General features: G+C 54.0%; 13 protein-coding genes and 1 pseudogene. 6 read left to right on the top strand and 8 right to left on the bottom strand.

The window, feature by feature from the left end; all coding sequences use genetic code 11:
• Positions 1 to 193 precede the first annotated feature (193 nt).
• A complete protein-coding gene (locus tag V6L81_RS15340; protein WP_130871439.1) occupies positions 194 to 406 on the top strand; it encodes a hypothetical protein in 213 nt (70 codons plus the stop codon).
• 623 nt (positions 407 to 1,029) lie between these two features.
• Here V6L81_RS15340 and V6L81_RS15345 read toward each other — a convergent pair.
• The 5 genes and pseudogenes from V6L81_RS15345 to V6L81_RS15360 form a co-directional block, all read right to left on the bottom strand.
• Entirely contained in the window at positions 1,030 to 1,575 is a 546-nt protein-coding gene (locus V6L81_RS15345; RefSeq protein ID WP_198822686.1) for a hypothetical protein, read from the bottom strand.
• A 93-nt stretch (positions 1,576 to 1,668) separates the two neighbouring features.
• Positions 1,669 to 2,091 (bottom strand): annotated as a pseudogene (locus V6L81_RS24235) (hypothetical protein); the annotation flags it as partial.
• A 1-nt stretch (position 2,092) separates the two neighbouring features.
• Entirely contained in the window at positions 2,093 to 2,824 is a 732-nt protein-coding gene (locus V6L81_RS15350) for a hypothetical protein (protein ID WP_130871437.1), read from the bottom strand.
• Complete coding sequence (locus V6L81_RS15355; RefSeq protein WP_130871436.1) at positions 2,821 to 3,693, bottom strand: TniB family NTP-binding protein; 873 nt, start codon at positions 3,691 to 3,693, stop codon at positions 2,821 to 2,823. The genes V6L81_RS15350 and V6L81_RS15355 overlap by 4 nt, the downstream gene beginning before the upstream one ends.
• A 2-nt stretch (positions 3,694 to 3,695) precedes the next feature.
• A complete protein-coding gene (locus V6L81_RS15360) occupies positions 3,696 to 5,525 on the bottom strand; it encodes a Mu transposase C-terminal domain-containing protein (RefSeq protein WP_338660112.1) in 1,830 nt (609 codons plus the stop codon).
• An 840-nt stretch (positions 5,526 to 6,365) separates the two neighbouring features.
• On the opposite strand from V6L81_RS15360, the gene V6L81_RS15365 reads away from it, so the two are divergent.
• Positions 6,366 to 7,328 carry an IS30-like element ISPpu17 family transposase gene (locus tag V6L81_RS15365; RefSeq protein WP_004577240.1) on the top strand — a complete coding sequence of 321 codons (963 nt, stop codon included), beginning with the start codon at positions 6,366 to 6,368 and terminating at the stop codon, positions 7,326 to 7,328.
• 339 nt (positions 7,329 to 7,667) lie between these two features.
• Here the strand turns inward: V6L81_RS15365 and V6L81_RS15370 are convergent, their stop codons facing one another.
• The gene (locus tag V6L81_RS15370) at positions 7,668 to 7,868 is read right to left on the bottom strand and encodes a hypothetical protein (RefSeq protein WP_338660113.1); all 201 of its coding nucleotides are present in this window, start codon (positions 7,866 to 7,868) and stop codon (positions 7,668 to 7,670) included.
• 20 nt (positions 7,869 to 7,888) lie between these two features.
• On the opposite strand from V6L81_RS15370, the gene V6L81_RS15375 reads away from it, so the two are divergent.
• On the top strand, positions 7,889 to 8,092 hold the full coding sequence (locus tag V6L81_RS15375) for an AbrB/MazE/SpoVT family DNA-binding domain-containing protein (protein ID WP_240881102.1): 204 nt from the start codon (positions 7,889 to 7,891) through the stop codon (positions 8,090 to 8,092).
• A gap of 6 nt (positions 8,093 to 8,098) precedes the next feature.
• Positions 8,099 to 8,380 (top strand): XRE family transcriptional regulator, encoded by a 282-nt coding sequence (locus tag V6L81_RS15380; RefSeq protein WP_338660114.1) that lies wholly within the window; start codon positions 8,099 to 8,101, stop codon positions 8,378 to 8,380.
• A gap of 332 nt (positions 8,381 to 8,712) precedes the next feature.
• Here the strand turns inward: V6L81_RS15380 and V6L81_RS15385 are convergent, their stop codons facing one another.
• Positions 8,713 to 10,278 (bottom strand): alkaline phosphatase D family protein, encoded by a 1,566-nt coding sequence (locus V6L81_RS15385; protein WP_338660115.1) that lies wholly within the window; start codon positions 10,276 to 10,278, stop codon positions 8,713 to 8,715.
• 182 nt (positions 10,279 to 10,460) lie between these two features.
• Here V6L81_RS15385 and V6L81_RS15390 point away from each other — a divergent pair, with 182 nt between their 5' ends.
• Positions 10,461 to 10,943, top strand: coding sequence for a cupin domain-containing protein (locus V6L81_RS15390; RefSeq protein ID WP_095019149.1), 483 nt, complete (start codon positions 10,461 to 10,463; stop codon positions 10,941 to 10,943).
• Positions 10,944 to 11,219: 276 nt separating this feature from the next.
• Complete coding sequence (locus tag V6L81_RS15395; RefSeq protein WP_338660116.1) at positions 11,220 to 13,640, top strand: glucose/quinate/shikimate family membrane-bound PQQ-dependent dehydrogenase; 2,421 nt, start codon at positions 11,220 to 11,222, stop codon at positions 13,638 to 13,640.
• An 874-nt stretch (positions 13,641 to 14,514) separates the two neighbouring features.
• On the opposite strand, the gene V6L81_RS15400 is transcribed toward V6L81_RS15395, so the two are convergent.
• A complete protein-coding gene (locus V6L81_RS15400) occupies positions 14,515 to 16,080 on the bottom strand; it encodes a TerC family protein (RefSeq protein ID WP_095019147.1) in 1,566 nt (521 codons plus the stop codon).
• Positions 16,081 to 16,323: the final 243 nt, after the last annotated feature.

Below are 16,323 nucleotides of genomic sequence, written 5' to 3' on the forward strand. Positions count from 1 at the left end.
TATTCACCTGGGCTTAAATCATCGGTGGCTAGATCCGCTGTGTTGAAACCAGTAGCGGACAAAAACTCGAGTTGTCTGGGGGATGCAGGGCGACACTAAAAGTACGGGCATATCAACTAATATATGCGTGCGTAAGATTGCCGCAACGATCCGGGTAGTCCGCTTGGTGCGCGGGCTGGCATACGGAGACTTGGTGCCTATCAACGCTCGCACGAACATCAGTGCGCTCGAACGCGAGAAGATCGACATCACTGTTGATAAATTGATCGAGCTATCCACGCCCCTGAAGCTTGACCCTATGGCCCTTCTAGCCATTAGCATCCCCCTGGGCAATGACGAGACGCCCGAAGCGGCCTTGGAACGAGCCCGTTTAGAGCTAGACAGGTTCCGATTAGAAGGACGTTAAAACTACGCAACTCAACGCTTTAGGCATCTCAGCTGATTGGCAGGGACAGTTTAAGGACTGAAAGCTATTAGCGAGGCCGGCAGGAAGACGGACGCCACCGGAGAAAATTGATGCGATTTTCGCTTGTCGAGCTCAGGGCATGACTCAGAAGGAGACGGCTAATCAGCTTGGGATTTCAACGTCGATAATACAACGAATTTGTAATCGGCCTAATCCAGATTGAACATGCCGACATTACTCCACTTTGCTATCTGCCTTGTTCGCAACCATCACCGATTCCCTTTAGATCGAGACCTCGTTCTTAGAGCTAGCCTTGCCTCAAGTCACCGATATATGCGAACCGAGTGGGTCGCTCTAGCCGTAACTCGTTAGCTTGGGAGCTTCTAAGACCGCGGTAAGGTGTCCGTATTGAAGCTTCAAAAAAACCGCCTTGAACAGTTGTGTGGGGGCTCAAATGTGTCTAGATCTACTACATTTTATCGAAGTCAAAAACAGTCGCCTACGACGCGTGAAGTCTTCACTCCACCGCTGCCAGGCTGACTGAGTTTTACGGCGCTCGACAATGTTGGTCTTGAAGATCTCATATCCTGCGGAACGATTTAGCCCATTAACGCGTGGACGATTTAACGCTTTGGCCGGTTTGAACGAAGGGAGCGGGATGCGGCCTCACCGAAACCCTCCAAAAAATTCGACATCATGGTGGATGATATCTCCCTCAGGTTGACCAGTTTCTCTCGAACAACCATCACCTCCTCTGCACTTAGGGCTAGAGCTACCAACCGTCCCAATTGCTGCGGTGAGGGTGGCAGCGTTCTGTGGACGCAATGGTAATGGCGCCCCAAGTAAACGATCTCTGCTGGTGAAACAATACCGCTCAACCATCCGATCAATAGCAAAGCTCCCATCCGCTGGTACGGATCGCTGTCATTCAATCCGAATTCGATGCGCTCATGCAGATCCAAGTTTACTTTGCACAGGAGTTGCTGAGTGCGAGAAAACCCTGCTGAGGCTATCCCACCGGGTGCAAACGCCGTCCTCTTCGCAAGCAGCAGTCCATACAGAGTTTCCACCCCTTCATTGAGTGCTTGTCCCGCTACTAGAGAATCAATCCACTGCTGTACGCGTATTGTGATTCCCGCAATCCGCCGATCAGATAAAGAATGCTTCACTGACCGCTCCCCTTTTGAATAGATGTAAGCATCCCAGATCCGCCTTTCGGGGGTAAACGTATTCCGAGGCCTGATTAAAATGCGTCGGTGATCAACGCAAAATGCAGTGGTCGTGTAGCACCATGGTTGGCGCCAAATGGGAAAACCTGTTCTCCGCATACTTTCTTTGAGACATATAGAACAGTAGGCGTGTCGGTAATGGATGTGAATCAAACGAGACTGACGGGCGGCAAATAGCTGCTGCAGTAAAACCCCATCGATACCATAGGTTGCACGCATTACTCTGAAAAGCTCGGTGGTGCAATCAAACTCAATGTCCTCGAATGCGGGGAAAGGCCACGATTCCACTATCCCGGGAAGCACGCGCTTGGGGACAGAAAGGCCACGATTGATTGCCTCGCGAAATAGGTGAGGGTTTCGAAGCTTGTTGTGGGCAAGCCCCCGCATCACCCAGGAAAGAAGCGTTTCTCCCAGAACGAAACGAGGCGCTGCCCCTGATGAGAACTCGTCGAGCAATTTAGAAATTCCACGTGTTACGCAGACACTGGACTGGTAAAGACGGACAAGCTTTGTAGCTGGAGTTACGCGCTAGCGTCTGGAGGATTTGAATGAGAGCTCCACTGGCACCATGAGACCTAACCAAAAGACCCTTGATGAAATCGTCATTGAGCAATTGAGAGCGTTTGAAGCCACATGTCTCCCCAACTCGTGAAATGAAGGTTCGGAACTGTTGGTCATCCTGCCACAAACCGATGTCGACATAGCGAGCTTCCTTAGCAACGATCTTTTTCAGATCTCCATCTAAAATATAGGGCCCAGACACAGCCAATATCTTTAAGTTCTGAAATCGCTGTAGCAAGGCCCCGACTAAATCAATAGAATTATTTCTTTGCTCCGCACCGCCGCCAAAGTGAACACTTGCATCATCAAACACCAGACGAAACTCTCGACCACCGATCAAATCCTCAAGTGCATGTTCAACATTTCGAAAAGACATAAAATGACTGTTCAAGGGAAGGCCCAGAGCTGCCGCGAATGCCGAGTAGACGTTGTCATATGCCTTAGTAAACCTTCCAGGCACATAAGCAGCATACACTTGTGCCCGATCGGAATTTTTAACCAACCGCTTGGCAACAGTGGTTTTTCCTGTCCAAGTCTCCCCACCTAGAATAGTTGGTACGTTAGCGGAAAAACCTCCCAAGACGTTCTGCTCAGCTAGATACTGTTTTGGACACAATAAATACTTCACTCGACAGTACCCTTTGGTCTTACTCGGGTATTCCACTTCGAACGTGTAGCAGCCTGCAAGCTTTGAAGTGTAATTTTCTCATCGCCCCATATCACTGCTAGGCAAGCAGCCGCTCGAAGTAATGTGCAAATACTTCCAATCACCCCAGAAGTACTAGTATAAATATAGTCAGACATTGCCTTAGAAGAAAGATGTGACCTCTTTGAAAGCGGAACAATCTCCTCCCACGTATCCAAAAAGTTAAGGTACTCTGCATCATTTCTCGACCAAGGAGTAAGCTCATAGAGCTCAAATCGGCGGACGTACTGGGCGTCAATTGCGAGAGCATTGAGGGCCTCATCGGTACCGAAAACAAAAAAGCTTAGGTAAGTAGGCGCCCCGCACAAACCCCTCAGCAAGGAGAGAAACGTATCCTGCTCGCCCTTAGAAAGTCCTTTGATAGAGTCATGAAACTCATCCATAAACACACCGCGAATATCGTTAGCGATACAATATTCGGCTACCATGCTAATGGGTATCCCAGCTTTCCCAGGTTCCATGCCCAAAGCCGTCAAGAGCTTCACCATTGGCTTTGTCTTACCAGTATCCTTGACAAAGGTCACAAACCTGATTTTATGACGCCATGATTCATCCATCCCCATGACCGCATTGCAAATCGTGGTCTTTCCATGGTTAGATCCGGCAGATACGACTAGACACGGAGCCTCCATACTGCCGCGTACGATGCTAAGCATGTTGTCGACAATGTTGGACACGGTGAGCAAGTGTTCGGTATCGACCTTAATATCCTGCCGAATAATCTTACAGCGTTCATCATTTGACAGAATCAAAGCGTGACGCCGGCTCTCATGCAGATGTTCCCCATCCATTCTCAGTCTTCCCACTTAAGTTTTTTTCGAGTTTGATCAGAGCTCGGTTCTTTGGTATTCCCCTGAAGCAAAAGCTCTTCCCCGCCGTAGGAAAGAAAAGACATAGTTTCAGCGGCCGTAGCTTTCTTGGCGACGTTTTGCCGGAGCCGCTTGGTCGTAGCCTTTGAATTTTCCACTAACTCATGGTTCTCCAAGCGAACTTGGTGCAACTCCTTGTCCACCAGTGTTCCCGGACGACGGGCGCGAGGTCGCGAAAACGCCCAGTACTCGCTGTACGAAACAGGTGTTTTTGTCAGATCAGAATAAGGAATTTCATGATACCGGCCATCTTGGCGCAACCATATTTTCGAAAGATTCAATGGATTGTACTTAAACGAAAGTCGTGATCCAACGAACCTACTGAGTATTGCCGAAGAGTAAAATGACCTACTAAGCTCGACACCTTTTGATTGCACCGTTCGTAGCACACTTGGAAAGAAGTCAAGAGCAAATGTTTGAAAGTTCCCCGGCATTGGAGGTACATAATCCAGCCCCTTCTTGGCCATCTCTGCATCCCAAACCTCGAACGGCGCAAGTCTGTTCAACCCTTCATGAGCACGCCCATGATAGATCGCCACTTCGTTTGCGAACCACTCACAAAATGCTGAAAAGGTCATAGCTGAATGCTTGGCAGAGTCGTAGTCTGCTTTCTTCAACACATTCGAGTAGGTAGTACCTGGCAGAAGATGCACCTTCCCCATCAGCGTACCAATAATTCGCTCAACGTGCCCTCCGTAATGCTTTTTCCCAATAGGCCGCAGCATGGGGACGATTTTGTAATATTGCAGGGTGGCTTCAAGTTCTGGGCTAGTAAATTCCGCGGCGTTATCCATACCAATTGCACCAGGCACTCCCCAGAACCTGTGGCGAGTATTCTGACCACCACCGAGAGCGATTGGAAAGGCTTGTTTAGGAAAACAGGCCGAAAGCATCGCCATGGCAACGCTGAGGGCGCTAGGCGGATGGAGTGCAAGATAGTAACCAAGAATAACGCGACTCTTAAGATCGATAACTACCGTCAGCCAAGGCCGCATGAGTGGTCGACCATGCTCGTCGCAGATAATTACGTCCACCCGTGTGTGGTCGATTTGCACCATAGTAAGTATGGTATCTACGTGAATCATCCCTGGTTTCAGCTCAAACTTTTGAAGCATCGGCTCTCTGCCGTGCAGCAGTGAGTAAACGGCTTTCTGCCCGAACGATTCAAGCCTTCGCTTCAGAGCATTAAGACTCGGGGTTTTAACACCCATGGTGTGACATAGAGAGTCGACATATTCCCAAAGAGAAGCAAACGCCTCTAATTTTTTGGTTTTATCATTAAGGCGTTTCGAAATTGCTTTCTCCATGATTTTCTCTTGAATATCAGAAAGCAATCGCGAATTTTTTTTACGCCCTCTGATACTTCTAACAAGAGAAACAGCACCAAGCTCTGGATCATATCTTTTCAATAGACGTCGAGTCGTTGTTTCCGATGAGCCAAGTTTTTCGATAAGCTCGGCCCGCGAAACTTTTCCCTGAAAGTAGTCGTTAATTTTTTTTGCCCGATCCGAAGCAATAGCTAACTCTTTCGGATTGACTTCTGTTTGTTCCAACCAAATCAAACGGCGATCATTGTATAGCTCATGTTTTTCTTGATCGACCTCAACCAGATTTACCTGAGTAAAGAGCACATCAAATGAGTGCTCACTTTCAAGGCTTTTTAGGGTAATGGCACCGTCAGCTCGACAAGCTATTACACGATATACCTTTTCCTCAAAGCTAACTAAGTTTCCTTCGACGATGGGTTTCAACATAAGGACTCGGCACCGACTGTTTTAAACTCTAGGTGCGCAAGCATAGCTCTATGACTACCGAACTTGTCAACGGTCATAAAATTGGCGTTCGGCATTAAAGATTTTTCGTCAGGCATTAAAGACTATTTGTTAGGTACTGACTTAAATTGCATGTATTGACGGAGGGCTTTAACTAATATTGTGTTAATTGACACCAAGCTTAAACATATTGAATCAATTGACGAGCACGCATTTAGCAATAAGCGAGCCCAGTACCTGCGAGCCCCGAATTCACGACTCATTGATTATTATTTGATATAACTTTCTGCTCGCCGCCTGAAGTGTCAATATATTCAATACATTCAATTAAAGTGACTGAAATTCAAGCCGGAACTCTTGATGCATGAGCCTCGCTCACACTCCAGAGCGTATTTTCTGAGCCAGCCCCGAAGTCAATTAACAAATTTGAAAGCACTTTTTGGATTTTGCGACTCGAAATAACCGCCAAGATAATGACGCATTATCTGTAAATAGGAGTCTTAGATGCCGCATCCGACAGCCAAAAAAGACTAACTATTGAGTCAAAAATCTGCTTTTACTTATATTGACATCGAGCTAAGTCGATCTATTAGGGCGCCTGTTATCTCAGCCTGTGAGCCGCACTCCTCTTTCAATGGCATATCAAGGGTTATCTAGCCTCTTCCCCCTCTCGTAGCCAGAAGAGGTTAAACGTCGACGTAATGTGCCCTCCAACACCCTATGGGGCCTGAATTCATAGAATAAGCGCAACGCTTGAAACGAGAGGCAGAGAGCCAGCCACCGGTAGAATCCAGGCTCTCACACCGAAGGATTCAAGCGCAGATGACTACGCATTACCGGCAGCTGACTCAGGGACAACGTTACCAGATTGAGGCTGGCTTGAGCGCCGCAGAGAGCCAGGCGAGCATTGCAAAGCGGGTCGGCGTGCATCCCTCGACGATCAGTCGCGAGGTTCGCCGCAACAGCACCCAGAATATCTACAAGGCTGTTTCTGCGGCCCATGAAAGTGATGCTCGTCGAGCGGGTGCGCGCAAGTTTTGCAAGCCGGCGACATGGCTCAGCCATCATCTCCCGGTGTGGCTCAAGCATGGCATGAGTCCGGAGCAGATCGCCCAGCGGTTGAAGCAGGAGCAGCCAAGCCGGGCGGTCAGCCATGAGTGGATTTATCGGTTCATTGCCGCCGAACAGCGCGCCGGTGGTGAGCTTTATACCTATCTGCGACATCGCCGAAAGCGCTACCGGAAACGCTATGGAAGCCACGATCGGCGCGGGCAGCTGCGTAATCGCGTGTCAATCAGTGAACGCCCAGCCGAGGTCGAAAGCCGCGAGCGCCTGGGGGACTGGGAGGGCGATACGGTACATGGACTGGGCGGTAACCTGGTGACCCTGGTTGATCGCAAAAGCGGCTATCTGAGCGCCTATCCGGTCAAGCGCAGAACGCGCCGGCAGGTAACGCGGGCGATCAATCTGATGCTTCAGGGCCATGCCGCTCACACGCTGACGCTGGATAACGGAAGGGAGTTTGCCGGGCATGAACGCATCGCGCTACGGAGCCAGTGCCAGGTCTTTTTTGCAGACCCCTATTCATCCTGGCAACGTGGCACCAATGAAAACACCAACGGTCTGCTCCGCCAGTATTTCCCCAAGGGCAGCGACTTCAGCAAGCTGACCGTCGAAGCCGTCAATCGGACAGTAGCGAGGATCAATCTACGCCCGCGCAAGCGCTTGGGCTGGAAGACGCCGTACGAAGTGCATACAGGGGTGAGCGTTGCACTTATGTGTTGAATTCAGGGGGCTTTGGAGTCATCCCTGATGCCCCGTGTTAGCAAACGCTCCTTGAGAAACAGCTTTATGAAGGGAACAGGAAGCGATCTTTCTGGACTTTTAGAACTGGCACCATTCACAAGGCCACACGGGCTTAAACTCTTATAAATAACCGTTACAAATCAACTGGTTGGTTTGCATTACCAAAATCTGGGCGCGAAAGTTATTTCAGCCCCCCTGCATTTACGGGCTAAAACTGCACTCCTTTTAAAATGTTCAAATTCACTAATGCATTGAAGCTTTTAGCCATTTTCAAAAGTCAGAATCGCTAGAAGCCACGGATCCTAAGGGTTTGAGCGTTTAACCACTTTTAAAGGAGGGCCACACATGCTGCAAAATCTCCATTGCTTCAATGCGCATTTTTGCGCGTGCAACAACGGCCATCGCTTCGGCAATATAAGCCGCGTCGCCAGTGTCGTTAGCATCAGCTAAAAAGATGTTTATGGTGTCAGTATCAACCAGCGAGTCTGCCGGATCGTAATCAGGAATTGGCTCTGTCATTTGAATACCTGGGGAAAAATATGAACCCAACACATGACCTCAAAAGTAAACGTTGGACAGTCACATGCCAAGACGCTGCCGACGACACTGGCGACATGATCGTGCCGTTGCCCGATGATCTGCTCAGCCAAATGGGCCTTGTCATTGGTGACACGTTGACCGTAGAAAAACAGCCTGACGGTTCGTTAACGCTGACCAATATTTCTCAAGCCACTCAAGGTTAATCAGCCATGAAAATAGAGAAAAGCTCTGGCAATGTTTACGCAGATATCGGCGTGGCCAACCCTGAACAGATGCTCAGGAAGGCCCTAATTGTTGCGCAAATCAGCCAGGTGATTACCTACTCAGAAGACCGAATCTCAAGGGCTGTGGGCATCTTGGGGCTCAGTGAAACAGAGCTGAAAGAGCTTCTACACGGACACTTTCATGACTATCGGGAGGCCGATCTGGTTGAATACCTTGAGAAACTCCACCAGGACAAGAGTTTCGCGGGCGCGAAACTGGGTAAATGAGAGGTCAATCCTGCTACTATCGCTCTTTTAAGATGATCCAGTTATAACTCTACTAAATGGTTGTTTAGTTTAGTTATAATAGGAGTTTTTGAATCTCAGAATAAAACGCCCGTCCCGCCCGGAAAGTATCCCTCTGAAAGCTGGCTGGCGAATCGACCTGATGCCCAGACCGAACAACGGCGAATCAAGCCGGTTCAAGCAGTTCTCCTCCCCCTGTTTCCCCTTCCGGACTGCTACTGGCGCATGGTGACATGCCCGCTCCGGCAGGGTCAGCGGATCAGGACTACCCTCCACTCGCCCGGATTTACGACTGGCTCCACTCTTAAGCCTGCCTATACCTCATGCCCGAAAGGCTTCAACTGCTGCTCAAACACCGCTACACCGTCCAGGTCGCGAAGGGTTACCGTGAGACTCTTGTCACGAGCATTAATGTTGACCTCGCCGAAGAACTGCAGCCCTGCCAGGGGCGAGATGTTCGGTTCAGTCGGTGCCTTCTCGAAGACCACCTGCGGGCCAAAGGTCATGTCCAGAGCACAAGACGGAAAACTGCCCGCATTTAAAGGTCCGGCGACAAATTCCCAGAACGGCTCAAATTGCTGGAACGCTGCTCGATCAGGATGATAGTGGTGAGCTGCACAGTAGTGCACATCGGCAGTTAGCCACACAACATCACGGACCTGTCGTTGGCGCAGGAAATCCAGTAACTCGGCAATCTCCATTTCTCGTCCCAACGGTTTGCCATTGTCACCGTTGGCTATTGCCTCCCAGCGCGGCACTCCGGGCGACATTTCGCCATCCGCCACGGCCAGGCTAAGCGGCATATCGGCAGCGATCACTTTCCACTGGGCCGTAGAATGTACCAGCGCCTGCTTGAGCCAGTCGAGTTGCGTGCGCCCCAGAAACGCCGTCTGTGGGCCCGGGACAGCGGACAAGTTGGCGTCATTGCTACCTCGGTAACTGCGCATGTCCAGTACAAAGAGCTCCAGCAAAGGTCCATAAGGGAGGCTCCGATAGATGCGACCGCCCTTATCGCCAGGCTGAGGACGCATCGGGGAGTACTCGAGCCAGGCTTGCCGTGCCGGACCGAGCAGATCCCTGATGGCGGCACCGCCATAGCGTGAGTCAAGCTGTTTGCCTGACGACCAGTTGTTGGTCGTTTCATGGTCGTCCCACTGCCATATCTGCGGCACCTCGGCATTAAACCGCCGCACGTTCTCGTCCATCAGGTTGTATCGGTAGTTACCCCGGAAGTCGTCGACAGTCACCGCGACATGGCTTTTGGCTTCAGTGGTCAGGTTGCGCCAGACGCGACCATTTTCCACGACCTGTTGGGCCGGAACCGGGCCATCTGCGTAGATAGTGTCGCCACTGTGCAAGAAAAAATCCGGCAAGCGTCGACGCATGGCGTCGTAGATGCGCATGCCGCCTATTTCAGGGTTGATGCCGAACCCTTGACCGACCGTATCACCACTCCATACAAAACGAATGTCCCGCGGCAGCCCTGGCACACTGCGCAGGTGCCCGAACCACGGTTCGCCCGCTGTTCCGGTGCGGGCGTCCTCGAACCAGGCGCGATAAAAGATAGATTGATCGGCGGGCAGCCCTCTGAGTTCCACCCGGGCGGTGTAGTCAGTGCCTGCATGTGCCTGCGCCGAAGCGGCGCGCCGGGGCTGAGCAAAAGTGCTGGTGGTGTCCCACTCAACCACCAGTTTGGCTGGCCGGTCACTACGGCTCCAGACCATCGCGCGGTCACCCAGTAGATCCCCGGATTGCACGCCGTCTGTCATCTGGGGCCTGTCCTGGACATTCGCCAGGATAGCCGGCGCGAGGCTGGGCAACACAAGTCCCGCAGAAAGCGTTTGGATCAGGCTGCGACGGCGGACTGGAAACTGTGACATGGATGATCTTCTCGAGTGGAAGGAGTCACTATTTAAGCCCCTGCCAATGACAGCCATGTTTCAGAGCAGCACAGCCACGTGCCGGCTATGCTGGATGTCTGATGGCACTTTCAGGCAGTGCAGATTGCCAAGGCGGTTGCACTGCCCCTCTGTGTTTGGCTGTTGATCTTGAGGGACGCACCATGATCCGCCCCACTGAGCAAGGCCCGATCAATGCTTGCGATGCAGCGCAGAGAACCCGCCCCAGCAACTACCCCGAGCCCTTCGCGTCCCTGATGCAGGGCCGCACCAAACGGCCTCTGGGTGATCTGTTCAACTTGAAGAATTTTGGCGTCAACCTTGTACACCTGCCGCCAGGCAGTCTCTCCGCCCTTCATCACTCGCACTCATTACAGGACGAATTTATCTATGTCCTGGAGGGTCATCCGACCTTGTTCAGAGGTGATGAAAGCGTGCAACTGGCTCCGGGGATGATTGCGGGCTTCCCCGCCAAAGGGCTTGCCCACCATCTGGAGAATAAAACTGACACCCTCTGCGTGGTTCTTGAAGTAGGCGACCGTAGTGTCGGAGATAGCGTGACTTACCCGTCAGACGATATACAGGCGGTGACGGCAGTCGACGGCACATGGCACTTCGTCCATAAAGATGGCAGCCCCTATGGCTGAAGGGCATCTGCGCGCCCTTTGCCCTCCCCCTGACATCCCCTCTTATCGGACTCTCGACACTGACAATTTGTCGCAGGCCCGGGTTTTTGTTAAAGTTATAAAACTAACCGTTTAGTACATAACTGTTTCGGACGTTTCCCGGTCTGTCGACCTGGCCTGTTCAAGGCCTCGACGACGTGCAGAAACGCCGACACGTCTGCGCCTGCCTTGCAAGCCGCTACAGTTAAACGCTATGCCCTCCTCCCAACCGTTCATGCATCAATAGGGTCATGCACAATGAATAACGCTCAACCTTCGGCAGCCGCAAGCCGTTGGCCCATCTGGGTCGCCGCTTTAGGCGTGCTGGTTTTCGGTTTGCTCTATGTCGCCGGTGGCGGCTACCTGGCCACGCTCGGTGGTAGCCTGTACTTCCTGCTTGCAGGCCTGGGCATGGTCGCTTCGTCCGTGTTGCTGTTCAAGCGACGCCTGGCTGGTGCCTGGCTGTTTGCTGCCATCATGCTCGCCAGTGTTATCTGGGCCCTGGCGGATGCCGGGCTGGTGTTCTGGCCGCTGGTTTCACGTCTGTTTGCCCTGGCTGTGCTCAGCCTGGTCGTGGCGCTGGCTTACCCTTCGCTGCGCAAGGCCAATGGCCTGAGCGGCAACGCCGGTTATGCGCTGGGTGCAGTGCTGGCCGTGGCCATCGCCGCCGGCTTCTGGGGGATGTTCCAGCCTCACGCCTCGATCGCACCGACCGGTGACGGCCCGGGCCTGACCAAGGTTGACCCGGCCAAAGCCCAGAAAGACTGGGCACACTACGGCAATGACGAAGGTGGCAGCCGCTTTGCTGCTCTGGATCAGATCAACCGTAGCAACGTGTCCAAGCTGGTACCGGCCTGGACCTACCAGACCGGCGATGTGGCCATCAGTGATGGCAATGGCGCAGAAGACCAGATGACCCCGCTGCAAGTGGGCGACAAAGTGTTTATCTGTACGCCACACAACAACCTGATCGCGCTGGACGCCGATACCGGTAAAGAGTTGTGGAAGAACAACATCAATGCCAAGGCCGCCGTCTGGCAGCGTTGCCGTGGCCTGGCGTACTTTGATGCCAGCGCCCCAGTCGCAGCACCCACCGATGGCAGCACCCCGGCCGCAGCCGTCACCGTTGCCCCGGGCGGGGCGTGCCAGCGTCGCCTGCTGACCAATACCATCGATGCACGCCTGATCGCGGTAGATGCCGACACCGGCCAGTTCTGCCCGGATTTCGGCAGCAATGGCCAGGTTGATCTCAAGGCCGGCCTGGGCAATGTGCCCGACTCCTACTACCAGTTGTCGTCGGCACCGTTGATGGCAGGTACCACGGTGGTGGTTGGCGGTCGCGTGGCTGACAACGTCCAGACCGATATGCCAGGTGGCGTGATCCGTGGTTTCGACGTAGTGACCGGCGCCATGCGCTGGGCCTTCGACCCGGGCAACCCGCAGGACAAGCAAGCACCGGCAGAAGGCAAGACCTACGTTCGCAGCACGCCGAACAGCTGGGCACCGATGTCCTATGACCCGCTGATGAACACCGTATTCTTGCCGATGGGCAGCTCGTCCACCGACATCTATGGTGTCGAACGTACCGAGCTGAACCACAAGTACGGTGCATCGGTACTGGCACTGAACGCCACCACTGGTGAAGAAAAATGGGTGTACCAGACCGTCCACAATGACTTGTGGGACTTCGATCTGCCGATGCAGCCAAGCCTGATCGACTTCGCCAAAGCGGACGGCAGCAAGGTCCCGGCGGTAGTGATCGGCACCAAGGCCGGGCAGATTTTTGTCCTCGATCGCCACACCGGCCAGCCGCTGACCAAGGTTGAAGAAGTACCGGTCAAGGCCTCGAACATTCCGGACGAGCCCTACTCGCTGACCCAGCCAAAATCCGTGGGCATGCCACAGATTGGTGCGCAGACCCTGACTGAATCGGACATGTGGGGTGCAACCCCGTTTGATCAGATGCTGTGCCGTATTTCCTTCAAGAAGATGCGTTACGAAGGTCTGTACACCGCGCCGGGCACTGATGTGTCGTTGAGCTTCCCGGGTTCGCTGGGTGGCATGAACTGGGGCAGCCTGTCGACTGACCCGGTTCACGGCTTTATTTTCGTCAACGACATGCGCCTGGGCTTGTGGGTGCAGATGGTTCCGCAGCAAAAAGACGCCAAGGCCTCTTCTGGCGGTGAAGCCTTGAACACCGGCATGGGTGCAGTACCGCTCAAGGGCACGCCTTATGCGGTGAACAAAAACCGCTTCCTGTCGGTAGCCGGTATTCCGTGCCAGGCCCCGCCTTTCGGTACGCTGACCGCCATTGACATGAAGACTCAGAAGGTCGCCTGGCAAGTACCGGTCGGTACCGTGCAGGACACCGGCCCGATGGGGATCAAGATGGGTCTGCAACTGCCGATCGGCATGCCGACATTGGGCGGTACCCTGTCGACACAAGGTGGCCTGGTGTTCATCGCTGGCACTCAAGACTTCTACCTGCGCGCTTTTAACTCGGCCAACGGTGAAGAAGCCTGGAAAGCCCGTTTGCCTGTTGGCAGCCAGGGCGGTCCGATGACCTTTGTTTCGCCTAAAACCGGCAAGCAATACATCGTGATCACCGCTGGTGGTGCCCGTCAGTCGCCGGATCGCGGTGACTACGTGATCGCTTACGCACTGCCTGACAGCAACTAAGCACTGCCCTCCCCTGTGGGATCGGGCTTGCTCGCGATAGCAGCGCCTCGATCCTTCAGACAGACCGGGTTGCCTGCATCGCGGGCAAGCCCGACTCCCACACTGACCGCGCAAACCTTTTACTGTGGGAGCGGGCTTGCTCGCGATGGCAGCGCCTCGATCCTTCAGACAGACCGGGTCGCCTGCATCGCGGGCAAGCCCGGCTCCCACAATGACCGCGCTAACCTTTTACTGTGGGAGCGGGCTTGCTCGCGATAGCAGCGCCTATGTCCTTCAGACAAACCGGGTTGCCTGCATCGCGGGCAAGCCCGACTCCCACACTGACCGCGCTAACTTTTTACTGTGGGAGCGGACTTGCTCGCGATGGCAGCGCCTATGTCCTTCAGACAGACCGGGTTGCCTGCATCGCGGGCAAGCCCGGCTCCCACAATGACCGCGCTAACTTTTTACTGTGGAAGCGGGCTTGCTCGCGATAGCAGCGCCTCGGTCCTTCAGACAGACCGGGTTGCCTGCATCGCGGGCAAGCCCGACTCCCACACTGACCGCGCTAACTTTTTACTGTGGGAGCAGGCTTGCTCGCGATAGCAGCGCCTCGGTTCTTCAGACAAACCGGGTTGCCTGCATCGCGGGCAAGCCCGGCTCCCACACTGACCGCGCTAACTTTTTACTGTGGGAGCGGGCTTGCTCGCGATAGCAGCGCCTCGGTTCTTCAGACAAACCGGGTTGCCTTCATCGCGGGCAAGCCCGGCTCCCACACTGACCGCGCTAACCCTTTACTGTGGGAGCGGGCTTGCTCGCGATAGCAGCGCCTCGGTCCTTCAGACAGACCGGGTTGCCTGCATCGCGGGCAAGCCCGGTTCCCACAATGACCGCGCTAACTTTTTACTGTGGGAGCGGATTTGCTCAGCAACACCCGCGTCACCCTCCGCTCTTCTACCTCGACTACGGTCAAGGTCCAGCCTTCCCACGTCAGCTTGTCGCCAATCATCGGCAGACGATCCAGTAAACTCATGACCATACCTGCAAGTGTCTGATAGTCATCCGTGGCCTTGGCTGCAAAGCCGATGTGCTGGCGAATCTGGCTCAGGTTCAAGGCGCCGCTGACCAGATAACCCTCCTCCTGGGCAACGATATTAGGCCCCTCTATCTCGCTGGCATCCGGCAGTTCACCAGCGATCGACTCGAGAATGTCAGTCATGGTCAGCAGGCCGATGAAGTCACCGAACTCGTTGATGACAAACGCAATGTGCGTCGACTCTTTACGCATCTGTTCCAGAGCGTTGAGAATCGTGAAGCTGTCCAGCAGATTGATGGCCTTGCGCGCCATCGCCTCCAGATCCGGTTCATGCCCCGCCAACAGCTCCTTGAGCAGCTCCTTTTTATGCACAAAGCCCAAGGGTTCATCTACCCGGCCATCCCGGATCAGGGGCAGTCGGGAATACGATGAATGCATCAGCTTTGTACGAATGATCTCTGCCGAATCAGCCAGATCGATATGATCGATCTCGGCACGGGGCGTCATCACCGTGCGAATCGACCGTTCCGCCAGTTGCAATACGCCACTGATCATCACGCGCTCGCGTCGATGGAAGACGTTCTGATGACTGCCACCGTCAAGCATGTCGGCAATCTCTTCGCCCACTTCATCAGCACTCAGGGTGCGCCCGCCAAGCAAGCGCATCACCGCATGGGCGGTGCGCTCGCGCATGGGCCGCAGGCCCTGCACGCTTTTCTTGCGGCGCGCACGGGCAATCTGGTTGAGTACTTCGATCAGGATCGAGAAGCCGATGGCGGCGTACAGATAACCTTTCGGGATATGAAAGCCCAGGCCCTCGGCAGTCAGGCTGAAGCCGATCATCATCAAGAAGCCCAGGCACAGCATGATCACCGTAGGGTGACTGTTGACGAAGTGGGTCAACGGTTTGCTGGCGATGATCATCAGGCCGATCGAGAACACCACGGCGATCATCATCACCGACAGATGTTCAACCATGCCTACCGCGGTAATCACCGCGTCCAGGGAAAACACCGCGTCGAGCACGACAATCTGCGCCACAATCGGCCAGAACATGGCATAGCCCAGCGCCGATGAGCGCTCGGCCACATGCCCTTCCAGGCGCTCATGCAACTCCATCGTGGCCTTGAACAACAGGAACAAGCCGCCGAACAGCATGATCAGGTCGCGCCCCGAGAACGCTTTGTCGAAGACTTCGAACAAAGGCTGCGTCAGCGTGACCATCCACGAGATGCTGGCCAGCAGGCCCAGGCGCATGACCAGGGCCAGCGTCAGGCCGATGACCCGGGCACGGTCGCGCTGCTCCGGCGGCAGTTTGTCGGCGAGGATGGCGATAAACACCAGGTTATCAATACCCAGTACCAGTTCCAGCACAATCAGGGTCAACAGGCCGAGCCAGGCCGTGGGATCTGCAATCCATTCCATAGGTATCAGTCAATCTCACGAAGGTGCTGGGTTAACGGCGAGCGCGCACAGACAAGCGCAGCAGCAGAGGTGCTGGCGCTAAACAGAGGGCGGGGAATGGGTAACGCGTGCTCGATTGCGAGGATCAAGCCTGGGGCAAGCGCAGATTCAAAACTGCGACTGGGTGGTTCCTGAAGGGTGTTCATACAAGCCTTTAGTGAATTGGGGATGCAATCCTACAGCGATTAAACTCATTTCCTGCTA

Source organism: Pseudomonas bubulae (genome assembly GCF_037023725.1).
Classification (GTDB): Bacteria; Pseudomonadota; Gammaproteobacteria; order Pseudomonadales; family Pseudomonadaceae; genus Aquipseudomonas; species Aquipseudomonas bubulae.

Coding starts and splice junctions, on each gene's coding strand:
- V6L81_RS15355 (WP_130871436.1), bottom strand. CDS start 3,693: ATGGATGGGGAACATCTGCATGAGAGCCGGCGTCACGCTTTGATTCTG.
- V6L81_RS15360 (WP_338660112.1), bottom strand. CDS start 5,525: ATGTTGAAACCCATCGTCGAAGGAAACTTAGTTAGCTTTGAGGAAAAG.
- V6L81_RS15365 (WP_004577240.1), top strand. CDS start 6,366: ATGACTACGCATTACCGGCAGCTGACTCAGGGACAACGTTACCAGATT.
- V6L81_RS15370 (WP_338660113.1), bottom strand. CDS start 7,868: ATGACAGAGCCAATTCCTGATTACGATCCGGCAGACTCGCTGGTTGAT.
- V6L81_RS15375 (WP_240881102.1), top strand. CDS start 7,889: ATGAACCCAACACATGACCTCAAAAGTAAACGTTGGACAGTCACATGC.
- V6L81_RS15380 (WP_338660114.1), top strand. CDS start 8,099: ATGAAAATAGAGAAAAGCTCTGGCAATGTTTACGCAGATATCGGCGTG.
- V6L81_RS15385 (WP_338660115.1), bottom strand. CDS start 10,278: ATGTCACAGTTTCCAGTCCGCCGTCGCAGCCTGATCCAAACGCTTTCT.
- V6L81_RS15390 (WP_095019149.1), top strand. CDS start 10,461: ATGATCCGCCCCACTGAGCAAGGCCCGATCAATGCTTGCGATGCAGCG.
- V6L81_RS15395 (WP_338660116.1), top strand. CDS start 11,220: ATGAATAACGCTCAACCTTCGGCAGCCGCAAGCCGTTGGCCCATCTGG.
- V6L81_RS15400 (WP_095019147.1), bottom strand. CDS start 16,080: ATGGAATGGATTGCAGATCCCACGGCCTGGCTCGGCCTGTTGACCCTG.